Source organism: Gemmatirosa kalamazoonensis (genome assembly GCF_000522985.1).
Lineage (GTDB): Bacteria > Gemmatimonadota > Gemmatimonadetes > Gemmatimonadales > Gemmatimonadaceae > Gemmatirosa > Gemmatirosa kalamazoonensis.
The window spans coordinates 463,584-476,330 of the sequence record NZ_CP007129.1; the positions used below are offsets into that span (position 1 = coordinate 463,584).

Consider the following 12,747-nt stretch of genomic DNA (forward strand, 5'->3'; position numbering starts at 1 on the left):
CCGGGCATGACACGAGCCGAAGAGGACGACGGCGTCGACGCGGCGCACGATCCGGGGTTCGACGTCGCGCGGCAGCGTGCCGAGGCGGTGAGCGGCGCGCGGCCGCATGCGGTGATCGTGAACGCCGGCGAGGGGCGCACGATCCGCGTCGGCACCGCGGGGTGGACCGACCCGACGCTCACCGCGCCGGGCGTGTTCTACCCGAGCGACGCCACGACGCCCGAGGCGCGGCTGCGCTACTACGCGTCGCGCTTCCCCACGGTCGAGATCGACGCGCCGTACTACGCGCTGCCGACGCCGCGCAACGGCGAGCTGTGGGCCGCGCGCACGCCGGACGACTTCGTGTTCGACGTGAAGGCCTTCGCGCTCATGACCGGCCATCCCACCGAGGTCGCGCGCTTCCCGAAGACGATCCGCGACGCCCTGCCGAAGGATCTCGCGGCGCGCACGCGCGTCTACGCGAAGGACCTGCCCGGCGAGATCGTCGACGAGGTGTGGAGCACGTTCCGCCTCGCGCTGCAGCCGCTCGTCGACGCGGGCAAGATGGGCGCGGTGCTGCTCCAGTACCCGCGCTGGCACATGCCCAACGCGTTAGGCCGCGACGAGATCCTCGACGCGCGCGCGCGGCTGCCCGACGTGCAGCTCGCCGTGGAGTTCCGCAACCGGCGCTGGCTCGCGCCCACCGTCGCCGACCGCGTGTTCCGCTTCCTCGCCGACCACGACATGGCGTACGTCGTCGTCGACGAGCCGCAGGGGCTCGCGAGCAGCGTCCCGCCGGTGACCGCGGTGACGTCGAGCGAGCTCGCGATCGTGCGCATGCACGGCCGGCGCGGCGACCAGTGGGAGCGGCGCGGCGCGTCGGTCGCCGACAAGTACCGCTACCTCTACGACGCCGAGCAGCTCGCGGAGTGGGCCCCGCGCATCGCGGAGGTCGCGGCCCAGGCGAAGCAGACGCGCGTCGTGTTCAACAATTGCTATGGGAACTACGGCACCACGAACGCGCTCGAGATGACGGCGATGCTCGCCGAGTGACCCGTCGCGCGAGGCCGGGATGGCCGTGTAACGCAAAATGAACGCTCCGCGGCCGTCCCACCCGACGGCCGCGTGCGCCCCGTGGCGCACCTTCCCCACCGGTTCTCACGTCGTCGGGGAAGGGGGCGAAAGATGTCCGAACTGCATGCCTGCGAGGCGACGTTCCTCGCGCACCTGGACTGGATGCGGCACACCATGACGTCGCTCTGCCGGCGGCACGCCATGGGGCACGCCGACGCGGACGACTTCGCGTCGTGGGCGCTGCTGCGCATCCTCGAGAACGACTACGCGATCCTCCGCCGGTTCCGCGGCGAGAGCGCGCTCACGACGTACCTCGTCGTCGTCATCGCCACGCTGCACCGCGAGTACCGCGTGCGGTGCTGGGGACGGTGGCGCCCCTCCGCCGCGGCGCGGCGCGCGGGCCGCGTCGCCATGCGGCTCGAGGCGCTCGTGCACCGCGACGGCCACACGGTCCGGCAGGCGGCGCTCGTCCTCCGCACGTCGGGCGAGACCGACCTCTCCGAGCGCGAGCTCGTCGAGCTGTTCGTCGCGCTGCCGCGGCGCGCGGCGGGACGCCTCGTCGAGATCCCGGTGGAGCTCGTGGACGTGCCGTCGAACGATTCGGCGGAGGCCGCGGTGAGCGACGAGCAGCGGCACGACGAGCGGCAGCGCGTCGAGGCGGCGCTCGTGCGCGCGCTCGACGCGCTGCCTAACGAGGACCGCGTCGTGGTGCGCATGCGCTTCTGGGACGGGCTCACCGTCGCCGACATCGCGCGCGCGCTCGGCGTTCCGCAGAAGCCGCTCTACCGCCGCCTCGATCGCGCGCTCATCGCCCTCCGGCGCTCGCTGGAGGAGGCGGGGCTGTCACGAAGGCAGGCGCGCTCGGTGCTCGAGCAGGCTGCATGAGCGACCGCCACGGCTCCTCCGCGCGCCCCCACTGCCGCCGGATGCGCTCGTAGGCGCGCCGCGCGTCGGCGGCGTCGCCCATGCGCTCGGACACCCGCGCGCGCTCCAGCAGCGCGACACCCTCGAGCGCGGTCGGATCGGCGTCGGTCCAGCCGGCGAGGATCGCGCGCGACTCGGCGAGGCGTCCGAGCGCCGCCAGCAGCCGCGCGCGCACGATGCGGTCGATGCGGAAGCACGAGAAGCAGAGCGTGTCGGGCAGCGCGAGGAAGCGCCGCAGCGCGTCGACCGAGTCGCGGCGCGCGAGCGCGAGGTACGCGCGCGCCGCCGCCGTGTCGTACGCCGCGCGCTCGCGGTCGATCGCCGCCGCGGCATGCGTGCGCCGCTCCGCGCGCGCGAGCACGCGGCGCAGCGCCGCCGTGTCGCCGTGCGCGCTCCGCCACGGGAGCGTCAGCGCGAGCCACTGCGAGCCGTCCGCCTCCCACCGGTCGAACAGCGCCGCGATCGAGTCGTCCGGCGCCGCGCCGACGAAGGCGAGCTCGCCGGCGAGCGCGAACCGCCGGCGACCATCCGCGCCCAGCACGCACCACGCCTCGCGCATGCGGCCGCGGAACGCGAACCGCCACGCCACCTCGCCCCGCCGCGCGGCGCACGGACCCGGCGTCGAGTCGCGAGACAGCCGCGCCGCGACCATGCGCTCGATCGCCACGGCCGTCTGCCCCGTGTCGAGCCAGCGGTCGATCATCTTGCGCGTCGCGATGAGCGCGTCGGTCGTCGCCGTGTCGAAGCGCACGCCGCTGCCCGCGAGGCCGCCCGCGGCGACGAGACCGGCCGTCGCGCTCACCGCCCTCGCGCTGATGTCGGCCTGGTTCAGCGTCAGGTACTTGCGCGCGTAGCGCATCCCGGCGGAGTCGCCGCCCAACAGCAGCCCGAGCTCCACCGCGTGCAGGTAGCTCGGCGCGAACCCCGAATCGAGCGCGATCGCGCGGTCGAAGCTCGCGAGGATCGACTCCGGCGGCACGGCCATCGGCCCCACCGCGTAGTGGTACCGCTTGTCGCCGAGCTGATACCAGAGCTCCGGATCGTTCGGGTAGCGCGCCGTCGCGTCGCGCAGCGTCGCGAACAGCCGGCGCTCGTCGCGCCACAGCGCCGACGCGGGGACGTCGGGGTCGCGCCGCGCGATCGCCACCGCGGCCGACAGCGAGTCGACGACGACGAGCAAACTCTCGCGCGCGGGAAGGCCGTGGTTGAAGCGCGCGGCGCGCAGCCGGTACACCTGCACTAGCGAGTCGGCCTCCGTCCCCTGCCATCCCATCGCCGTCGCCACGCGCCGCAGCGCGGGCGCGAACGTCGAGTCGACGGCGAGCGCGCGCTGGTAGTGCTCGATCGCCGCGCCCCAGTCCGAGCGGCGCCACGCCTGCTCGCCGCGCAGGAACTCGTTCAGCGCCGGCTCGGTGGTGTGCGCGCCGAGCCACGAGCCCGATACGGCGCCGATCGGCACCACGCGATCGAGCGCGACGAGGATGCCGCGCGACAGCGAGTCGCTCAGCTCCGTTAGGCGCATCCTCGGCATTTCCCACCGGAACTCGCCGACCGTGCGCGCGCCGTCGTCGCGCACGTCGACGAGCACGGCGGCGAGCCGCACCGAGTCGACGCCGATGGCGGCGAGCGTGCCGTACACGCCGAACCGCGCGCCCGTGCGCCGTGCGAGCTCCGCGGTCGACGTCGCGTCCGCGTGCGCCGGCCAGTACGCGTCGGCGACCGACGGCGGCACGGCGCGGATCGGTCCCGCGTCCGCGAGGTTCGTGCTCAGGAGGTCCACGATCCCCTCGCGCCACACGAGCACCGCGGAGTCGGACGACACGACGTTGAACGGCGCGACGACGAGCCCCGTGTCGTCGGCCCGCGGGCGCGGCAGCGTCGGGCGCAGCTGCATCGCGAGATAGGCGAGCGCCCCGACCGCGAGCGCCGCCGGCAGACGACGCCACGCGCGCCGCCACGTACGCGCGCGCGGCGGCATCGGCACCGACGCCCCGTCGAGCGACGCGACGAACTCGCTCGTCGACGCGAAGCGGTCGGCGGGCGCCTTCGCGAGCGCGCGCATGACCGTCGACTCCACCGACGGCGGCACGGTGCCACGGTAGGCGCGCAGCTCCGGGGGCGTGCCGGTCTGGTGGAGCGCGAGCAGCACCTGGCCGTTAGGCCCATGGAACGGCGGCACGCCGGCGAGCATCTCGAACAGCACGCACCCGAGGCTGTAGATGTCGCTCCGCGCGTCGACCGCCGCGGCGCCGCTCGCCTGCTCGGGGCTGACGTACGCGGGCGTGCCGACGACCACGCCGCTCGTCGTGAGGCCGGTGCCGTCGCTGCCGATCGCGCGCGCGATGCCGAAGTCGGCCACGAGCGCGTGCCCCTCGGCCAGCAGCACGTTCTCCGGCTTCACGTCGCGGTGCACGATGCCGCGCGCGTGCGCGTAGCCGAGCGCCGCGGCGACGTCGCGCGCGATGCGCACCGCGTCGTCCACCGGCAGCTGCCCGTCGCGCTGCAGCCGGTGCCGCAGCGTCTCGCCGGCGACGTACGGCATCACGTAGTACAGCAGCCCGTCGATCTCGCCGGAGTCGTGCAGGGCGACGACGTTCGGGTGCTGCAGGCCCGCGGCGAGGTGGATCTCGCGCAGGAACCGCTCGGCGTACGTCGACGCCGCGAAGTGCGGGTGCAGCACCTTCACCGCGACGCGCCGGCCGTGGCGGCGGTCGGTGGCGAGGAACACCGTCGCCGTGCCGCCGCGCCCGATCTCGCGCTCGACGTCGTACCGGTCCTGCAGCGCCTGCCGCACGCGTTCTGCGAAGTCTCGCATCGATGTCCCCGGAGCCGTCCACTTGATTACAGACGGCCACGCGGCGGAGACTTCCGCGGGACCAGCGACGGACGCACGCAATGGGAACGCCATGATCGAGCTGCGCCTGCTCGGCGCGACGGACCTCGGGGGCCTGCCCGCGGCCGCCGCGGAGGCGCTGCTCGCGCAGCCGAAGCGCATCGCCATGCTCGCCTACCTCGCGCTCGCGCAGCCCCGCGGCTATCACCGCCGCGACCGGATCGTCGGGCTGCTGTGGCCGGAGCTCGACCAGGAGCGCGCGCGCGTGTCGCTCCGCCGCGCGGTGTACGATCTCCGCCGCGCGCTCGGCGACGACGTGATCGTGGGACGGGGCGACGAGGAGATCGCGCTCGCCCGCGACGCCGTCTGGTGCGACGCCGTGGACGCGGACGAGTCCGTCGACGCCGGGCGCTACCTGCGCGCGCTCGAGCTGTACAAGCGCGGCGACCTGCTGCCGGGGTTCTTCGTCCAGGACGCCGGCGCGTTCGAGGACTGGCTCGAGCGCACCCGCTCGATGCTGCGTGACAAGATGGCCGCCGCCGCGTGGAGCCTCGCCGCCGAGAGCGCCTCCGGCGGCCAGCTCACGAACTCCAACCGCTTCGCGAGGCGCGCCAGCGAGCTCGCCCCGTCCGACGAGCGGATGCTCCGCCGCGTGATGCAGCTGCTGGCCGAGCACGGCGACGTGGCCGGCGCGCTCCACGTCTACGACGACTTCGCGCGGCGGCTCCGGCGGGACTTCGACGCGGAGCCGTCGAGGGAGTCGCGCGAGCTGGTGGAGCGGATGAGGCGGGAGGGGCGGTGACTTCAATACGGATCACGTTCATGGCGCTACCATCGGTCTCCATCGAGCGCGGTATGGACATGATGGAAACGCGATGGCCATGATGCGTCCCACGCCCGCGCCCTAGTCCCTCAGTAACGCCAGCCCGAGTCCGATGTACCACGCCGGGCTCACGACGAACCCCGCCGCCAGTGCAGGGAACGCGATGAGCGGGCTCGCCGGGTTCAGCACCACGAGCCGACCGACGTAGAGCGCGAGCGAGAGCACGCCGGAGAGCACGCCTAACGGCGCGAGCCACGCCGGCGTGCGCGCGTCGCGCGTGAGGAGCCGCGCGAAGGCGAGCGTGCCGAGCCCGGAGAGCCCGAACGTGAGCAGCCCCCGCGGGTCCACCGCGTTCGGCAGGTCGGGGCTCGACACCGCCGGCGGGTGCAGCACGTTCGCGAGGTCGAACCCGCCGTGCACCATGGCGCCGAGCGCGCCGAGCATCGCGACGAGCAGCGCCCACAGCGCGGCCGGTGGCGCGATCGGGCTCGTGCGCGCATGGAGCGCGACGAACACCGCCGTGGAGGTGAGCGCGCCGAGCATCAGCGTCGCCGCGCTCAGCCCCGGATCGCGCAGGACGACGAACGCGACCGCGTAGAGCACGCCGAGCGCCGCGCTCGCGAACGCAGCCCACCCCGCGCTCCGGTCGAAGGCGACGGTGAGGAGGTGCTGGGGACGGGGGACGACCGTGCTGGCCATGATCGGGACCTCGGCTGGTGACGCGCGATCTACGGCGCGTGGAGCCCGATCGGATTGCCGTTGCGTTGGAACCGCAGAGGACGCAGAGGGCCGCAGAGGACTGAACTCGATGTCCTCTGCGGCCCTCTGCGTTCCTCTGCGGTTCGATGCCGTCGACCTAGCGCGCGGCGGCCACCGCGGCGGCGAGCGCCTTGTACGCGTCTTCCGAGAGCGCGTTGAACTTCATCTCGCGGTACGCGATCCGGCCGTCCTTGCCGATGACGAACACGGTGCGCGAGGCGATCGGCCGGCCGGCCATGCGCGAGCCGTACTTGTCGGCGATCGCGAGGCTCGGGTCGGAGGCGAGCGCGAACGGGAACTTCATCTCCGACGCCCACGACACGTGCGAGTCGATCGAGTCGGCGGAGACCGGGACCACGACCACCCCGTCGCCGAACAGCGACGCGTACTCGTCGCGGAACTTCGTCAGCTCGGCCGTGCACCCGCTCGTGCGGTCCTTCGGGTAGAACGCGACGACGACGACCTTCCCCTTGAGGTCCGAGAGCGCCACCGGCGTCGCGCGGGCGCCGCTGCCGTCGGCCCACGGGAGCGAGAAGTCGGGCGCCGCCTCGCCGACGGCGGGAGCGACGACGGTCGTCGTGGTCGTGGTGGTGACCGTGGTGGTCGTGCTGCTGGCCGTCTGGGCCCGAGCGGCGCCGGCGTCGAGCGCGAGCACGGCGACGGTCGCGGCGAGAGTGAGCGAGGAGCGCATTGGGAGGTCGGGTGAGGGGAGGCCTAACGCCGGCGGGCCGCGGCTGAAGAGCGGCGGCGGGCCGGCCCCGCGTCGTTCCAGTCGTAGCATACCGGGATTTCCTTCCCGACCCAATGGGATGCGCGAAAGCCCTCCAAGGGCCGGGGCCGCCTGCCCCTCGACCCTTGGCCCTCGTCCTGCAACGCTCACCCCCGATGCCATCAGCGGAGGACGCATGACCGACACCCGCGCCGTCGCGCCGCAGCCCGCCGACCGCCCCGCCGCGGGCCGCGAGCGACGCCGACACCATCACCTCCGCGACCTGATCGACGAGATGCTCGCGTCGCTCCGCGCGGCGGCCAACCGCGACCTCTTCACCCCCCAGGAGCGCGCCGACGCCGAGACCCAGCTCGCCGCGATCATGGAGCGGGTGCACGCGGAAGCCGTGAACCTGGGAGGGCGACCCGAGCACGCCGACCGCGGCGCTGCGACCTGACGACGGCGACCCTTCCGGTGCCCGGCGTCGGTCAGCTCTCCACGCTCGCGACGAGCACCGGCTGGAACAGCACCCCGTCGCGTCGCTCGACGCGGCGGAAGCCGGCCTGCAGCGCGAGCTCGGTGAGCCGCGCGATGGACACGGCGTAGTAGCGGCTGCGGTGCACGGTGGTCGTGCACAGGCCGTCCGCCTCCTCCTCCGTGACGTAGATGCGGACGTCGTAGCGGCGGCCGTCGTCGTCCCACTCCCACACCTGGACGGCGAGCACCCGACGTCCATCGACGCGCCGCAGCCCGTACGGGTGCACGTCGGGATCCTGGCGCGCCATCGCCGCGTAGTCGCGCACCGACACGACGAGCGCGCCGCCGGGACGGAGCACCGCGCGGAAGCCGCGGAACGCCTTCAGGATCTCGTCGTCGGTGAGCAGGTGCGGTACGGCGTTGTCGCACGCGATCACGGCGTCGATCGGCTCGCGCAGCAGCACGGGCAGCGCGCGCATGTCGGCCACGCGCACGTCGGCCGTCGCGCCGCGCCGCGCGAGCTCGTCGCGCGCGCGCGCCGCAGCGCCGGGCGAGAGGTCCGACGCGGAGAGTCGGTAGCCCCGCTGCGCGAGCCCGATCGTCTGCGTGCCGATGCCGCACGCCGCGTCGTGCACCCGTGCGCCGGCGCACACGCCGAGCTCGCCCAGCAGCCCGGCGAGCGCCGCGCCCTGTCGCGCGATGCTCCACTCCCAGTCGGCGTAGAGCAGGTGATAGCGCGCGGCGAGCGCGTCGTAGCAGGTCGTGTCGGTCATGGTCGGCGGGTCATCCGGTTCGGCGGCGTCGGCCGGCATTCCATCGTGCCTCCATCGCGAGGCATTCCTCCTCGGTGTGCGGCACCGGCCCACCGACGCAGTCGTCGCCGCGCGTGCACGGCAGCTCCGCCGCCGCCGTCAGGCGGGTGACGCGCTCCTGCGTCGGCCACAGCGCGCGCTGCACCGACGACACGACGAGTCCGGCCGGGACGTCGGGATCGGCGTGCCCGTGCAGCCACCACCGCACGACGTCGTGCAGCACCGCGTCGCGCGACGGCTTCACCGGCGACGCGAGCACGAGCGGCGTGATCGGCGTGGCCTCGCCGCGCGCGCGGAGGAACGCGAGCGCGGTGCGCGCGACGTACCACGCCGCCGCCTCGTCCGCGTGACGCCCGCGCGCGCCCGGCTCGCCGTGGCCGAAGACGAGCGTTCCCAGCTCGACGACCGGCCCCGTCGCCGGCGCCTCGGCCACGAGCTCGCGCCATGGTGCGAGCTCCCGCGCGCCGAACCCGCCGCCCACCCCGACCACGACGAGCGCGTCGGCGAACCGCGCGCGCACGTCGAGCTCCTGCGACCACGTCGGCCGCACGGCGCGCACGCGGAAGCGTCCCGCGCTGTCCGTCACCGCGCTCCCGAACGGCGAGCGGCACGCGCGATCGTCGGGAAAGCCGCGCACCTCGACGCGCACCCCGGCGAGCGGCCGCCGCCGCACCACCAGGGCGCCGTCCTCGCCGCAGGTCGTCCATGTCTCGTCGACCGCGAGCGTGCCGCGAACGGTCCACATCTGGGTCATGGCGGGAGAGTCTCCGGTTGGTGGCTGCGTGGCTGCGTGGCTGCGTGATCCGTTAGGCCCTCACGTAGCCACGCAGCCACGCGGCAGTCGTTCACTTGATCGCGTGCGGCTCGCCGTACACGAAGTCGTCCATCACCACGAGGTCCGCCGAGCCGCCACGCGTGGCGTCGCGCACCGACGCGCCGAGCGGCGCCTCGCCCGAGGTGATGCGCACGCGCGCGACGATCGGCGTGTCGAACACGAGGCCGGCGAAGGAGAGCCCCGCGGCGCCGTTCTGGCGCGGGCCGGCGACCGCGGCGATCAACCGGCCGGCCACGTCGTAGTACTCGATCGTCGTGCGTCCCGAGCGGCCGACGTCGGCGAACACCGCGCCGAAGCCGGTCACGGTGGCCGGCGTGGCGGAGCCCGCGACGAAGAAGCGCACCTCGAGCGCGGCGCTGCCGACGGCGGCGAACACCTTCGCCGGGCTGAACACGTTGAACTCGCCGGCGTACGAGGGGTTCACCGCGGCGAAGCCGTCGTCGGCCACCCGGAATCCGGTGCCCGTCGTCGCGAGCACGGCGCCGCGCGGGGAGTTCTTGTTGAAGAAGTCGGCCGGGAACGCGTCGGTGTTGGTGACCGCGGCGGGGACGCCGTCCCAGTTGATCTCGCGGCGCCCGGTCGCCTGCTCGCCCGCCGTGTTCGGGTTGAGCGTGCCGAGCAGCGCGCGGTACGCGTCGATCCCCGACTTGATGTCGCCCGTCGCGCGCACGACCTGCTTCGCGCCGTCGCGCGTGACGAGGAAGCCCGCGGCGGCGAGCGCGTCGTCCGCCGCGACCGCGGGGTCCACCTGCGGCGTCGTCGGATCGTCGTAGGCGTTGCCGCAGTCGGCCAGAAGGCAGGCGCCTAACAGCGCGCCGACGAGCGTGATGGTGCCTCGCATGGGTCGATCTCCAGAAGAGGTGAGACGAGCGCCGGACGCTGCACGGCGCACCACCAAGGTCTCGGTCTCACGCGCGCGGCGCATTCCGGCGACCGGCCGGATCTCGGCCCCGCGATGGATGGGCGGACCCCTGCCGAAAGACAGGGGCAGCGGCGGCTCGGCGGCCGCTCAGCGCGTCAGGTCAGCCCGTGCTTCGTGGCGAACAGCGCCGCCTGCGTGCGGTCGCCGACGCCGAGCTTCGGGAGGATCGCGCTCACGTAGCCCTTCACCGTACCGAGGCTGAGGAAGAGCGCGGCGGCGATCTCCTTGTTGCTGCGTCCCTGCGCGATGAGCCGCAGCACGTCGCGCTCGCGCGGCGTCAGCCCGTCGAACGGCGACGGCGCGGCCGGCTCGGCGAGGTGGCGCATGAGCAGCTGCTGCGCGCGCGGGTCGAGCGTCGGCGTGCCGCGCGCGGCGGCGTGCACGGCGCGCACGAGATCGTCCTTCTGCATGTCCTTCAGCAGGTAGCCTAACGCGCCCGCCTGGATCGCCTCGCGCACCTTCGCGTCGTCGCCGAAGGTGGTGAGGATGAGCACCGCGCGCGCCGTGCCCGCGGCGCGGATGCGGCGCAGCGCCTCGAGCCCGTCGGTGCCGGGCATGAGCAGATCCATGAGCACCACGTCGGGGCGCAGCTCGCCCGCGAGCCGCACCGCCTCGTCGCCCGTGCCCGCCTCGCCGACGACGTCGATCGCCGCGCCGCCTAACGGGGACGCGTCGCCGAGGATCATGCGCAGCCCCTCGCGCACGATCTCGTGGTCGTCCGCGATCAGCACGCGCACCGCGCCGGCGCCGTCGTGTCCGCTCGTGTCGCGCGCGCTCATGGCATGTCCGCCTCGCCGAGGGGAAGCGCCGCCTCCACCGTGGTGCCGCGGCCCGGCGCGCTCTCCACGTGCAGCGCGCCGCCGCGCTCCGCCGCGCGCTCGCGCATGGATCGCAGGCCGAGCCCACCGTCGCGCCGCCCGCCGATGCGCGTGCCCGGGTCGAATCCCGCGCCGTCGTCGTGCACGGTGAGCCGCGCCACGCCGCCGCGCGTCGTCGCGCGCACCTCGGCCCGTGCGGCGTGCGCGTGCTTCACCACGTTGTGCAGCGCCTCGCGCGCGATGCGGTAGAGCGTCTCCTCGATCGCCGGCGGCTGCGGCGTCCACCCGTCGTCGACGACGTCGACCGCGACCTCGCCGACGGCGCCCGACGCGACGTGCGTGCGGACCGCCTCCACGAGCCCCACGCCACGCAGCCGCGCGAGCCCGGCGTCGGGGATCGTCAGCACCGGCCACTCCGCCGACGGCCGCAGCTCGGTGAGCAGCGCGCGCATCTCGGCCAGCGCGCCGCGCGTGATGTCGACGAGCATCGAGGCGCGCCGCTCGCCCTCCACCATGTCGCGCGCGTACGCCGCGCCCACCGACTGCGCGACGAGCGACGCGGTGAAGAGCTGCTGCGTCACCGAGTCGTGCAGCTCGCGCGCGAGGCGGTGCCGCTCCTCGAGCGCGGCGGCGCGCTGCGCGGCCTCGTAGAGCTGCGCGTTCTCCAGCGCGACCGCGAGCTGGTCGGCGACGATGCGCAGCCCGTCGACGTCCTCCGCCGCGAACGGCTCGCGCCGCTCCACGTTCAGCACGCCGAGCACGCGGTCGCCGGCGAGCAGTGGGAGCACGACCTCCGCCTGTCGGCCGTCGGTGCCCGGCGTCGGGAGATAACGTGGGTCGGACGCGGCCTCGTTCGCGAGCACGACCTCGCGCGTGCGCGCCGCGGCGCCCATGAGTCCGCGGTCGATCGGGATGTGGTGGCGTCCGCCGATCGCGCGCTTGTAGCCGCCGCCGAGCGAGTGCAGCAGCAGCGTGTCGGGATCCTCGGGGAGCAGCAGCGCGATCGCGACGTTCTCGTAGCCGAGGATCTCGTGGATCGCGTCGGCGGCGCGCTGCAGCAGCTCGTCGCGCTGCAGGTCGCCGGTGACGAGCCGCCCGACGTGCGCGATGAGCGCGAGCCGCTCGCCGCGCAGCCGTTCGGCCGCGAGGCGCCGCGCGTTGTGCACCGCGATCGCCGCGTGGCGCGCGAACTCCTCGAGGGTCTCCACGTCGCGCGCGCCGAACGGCCGCCGCCGCCCGGTGGACGCGTCGGGGGCGCGGCCGAGCGCGAACACGCCCATCGGCGCGTCGCCCCAGTGCACCGGCACGCCGATCATCGCGTGCTCGTCGAGCGCGGGCACGATCGGCGTCGGGATCTCCGCGTAGCGGCGCACGCACACCGGCGCTCTGCGCTCGAGCACGAGCCCCACCATGCCGACGCCCGGCGGGATGATGTCGCCGATGCGCACCGCGGGCATGTCGCGCACCGCGGCGGCGCGCACCGTACCGCGCGACTCGTCGACGAGGCTGATCGCGCCGTGGTCGGCGGCGAGCAGCGCGCACGCGTGCTCGAGCACGCGCGCGAGCAGCGGTGCGAGGTCGGTCTCGCGTCCGATCGACGCGATGACGCCGCGCAGGCTGTCGCGCTCGCGCGCGAGCCGCGCGAGCGGGGAGGGCCGGAGCGGGACGACCGGGGGCTCGGGCATCGAGCGCTAATGTGTCTGTACGACGAAGGGGCGGAAAGAGCGGAAAGGGCGGTCGCCGTGTTGACAGGGCGTGTACCGGACTGTCGAATAGCCGACA

General features: G+C 74.4%; 12 protein-coding genes. 4 read left to right on the forward strand and 8 right to left on the reverse strand.

All coding sequences use genetic code 11. From position 1 onward, the window contains the following. Window positions 1–6 precede the first annotated feature (6 nt). Both J421_RS24945 and J421_RS24950 read left to right on the forward strand, forming a co-directional pair. Entirely contained in the window at window positions 7–1,032 is a 1,026-nt protein-coding gene (locus J421_RS24945) for a DUF72 domain-containing protein (protein ID WP_025413840.1), read from the forward strand. A gap of 132 nt (window positions 1,033–1,164) precedes the next feature. Further along, the gene (locus J421_RS24950; protein WP_025413841.1) at window positions 1,165–1,938 is read left to right on the forward strand and encodes an RNA polymerase sigma factor; all 774 of its coding nucleotides are present in this window, start codon (window positions 1,165–1,167) and stop codon (window positions 1,936–1,938) included. Here the strand turns inward: J421_RS24950 and J421_RS24955 are convergent. Beyond that, a complete protein-coding gene (locus tag J421_RS24955) occupies window positions 1,859–4,792 on the reverse strand; it encodes a serine/threonine-protein kinase (protein ID WP_158508894.1) in 2,934 nt (977 codons plus the stop codon). The genes J421_RS24950 and J421_RS24955 overlap by 80 nt on opposite strands. Before the next feature lie 91 nt (window positions 4,793–4,883). On the opposite strand from J421_RS24955, the gene J421_RS24960 reads away from it, so the two are divergent. Continuing rightward, window positions 4,884–5,612 (forward strand): AfsR/SARP family transcriptional regulator, encoded by a 729-nt coding sequence (locus tag J421_RS24960; protein ID WP_025413843.1) that lies wholly within the window; start codon window positions 4,884–4,886, stop codon window positions 5,610–5,612. Window positions 5,613–5,714: 102 nt separating this feature from the next. Here J421_RS24960 and J421_RS24965 read toward each other — a convergent pair whose 3' ends face one another. After that, window positions 5,715–6,332: a hypothetical protein gene (locus tag J421_RS24965; RefSeq protein WP_025413844.1), complete on the reverse strand. Its 618-nt coding sequence runs from the start codon at window positions 6,330–6,332 to the stop codon at window positions 5,715–5,717. A 157-nt stretch (window positions 6,333–6,489) separates the two neighbouring features. Further along, the gene (locus J421_RS24970; RefSeq protein ID WP_025413845.1) at window positions 6,490–7,083 is read right to left on the reverse strand and encodes a peroxiredoxin family protein; all 594 of its coding nucleotides are present in this window, start codon (window positions 7,081–7,083) and stop codon (window positions 6,490–6,492) included. Window positions 7,084–7,297: 214 nt separating this feature from the next. Here J421_RS24970 and J421_RS24975 point away from each other — a divergent pair, with 214 nt between their 5' ends. Next, complete coding sequence (locus tag J421_RS24975; protein WP_025413846.1) at window positions 7,298–7,558, forward strand: hypothetical protein; 261 nt, start codon at window positions 7,298–7,300, stop codon at window positions 7,556–7,558. 31 nt (window positions 7,559–7,589) lie between these two features. On the opposite strand, the gene J421_RS24980 is transcribed toward J421_RS24975, so the two are convergent. The 5 genes from J421_RS24980 to J421_RS25000 form a co-directional block, all read right to left on the reverse strand. Next, entirely contained in the window at window positions 7,590–8,351 is a 762-nt protein-coding gene (locus tag J421_RS24980; protein WP_025413847.1) for a class I SAM-dependent methyltransferase, read from the reverse strand. 10 nt (window positions 8,352–8,361) lie between these two features. After that, window positions 8,362–9,144: a hypothetical protein gene (locus J421_RS24985; protein WP_025413848.1), complete on the reverse strand. Its 783-nt coding sequence runs from the start codon at window positions 9,142–9,144 to the stop codon at window positions 8,362–8,364. Between the two features lie 91 nt (window positions 9,145–9,235). Next, on the reverse strand, window positions 9,236–10,066 hold the full coding sequence (locus tag J421_RS24990; RefSeq protein ID WP_025413849.1) for a hypothetical protein: 831 nt from the start codon (window positions 10,064–10,066) through the stop codon (window positions 9,236–9,238). Between the two features lie 176 nt (window positions 10,067–10,242). Then, window positions 10,243–10,926: a response regulator gene (locus J421_RS24995; RefSeq protein WP_025413850.1), complete on the reverse strand. Its 684-nt coding sequence runs from the start codon at window positions 10,924–10,926 to the stop codon at window positions 10,243–10,245. Continuing rightward, window positions 10,923–12,650 (reverse strand): sensor histidine kinase, encoded by a 1,728-nt coding sequence (locus J421_RS25000; protein WP_025413851.1) that lies wholly within the window; start codon window positions 12,648–12,650, stop codon window positions 10,923–10,925. Before J421_RS25000 ends, J421_RS24995 begins: the two co-directional genes overlap by 4 nt. Window positions 12,651–12,747: the final 97 nt, after the last annotated feature.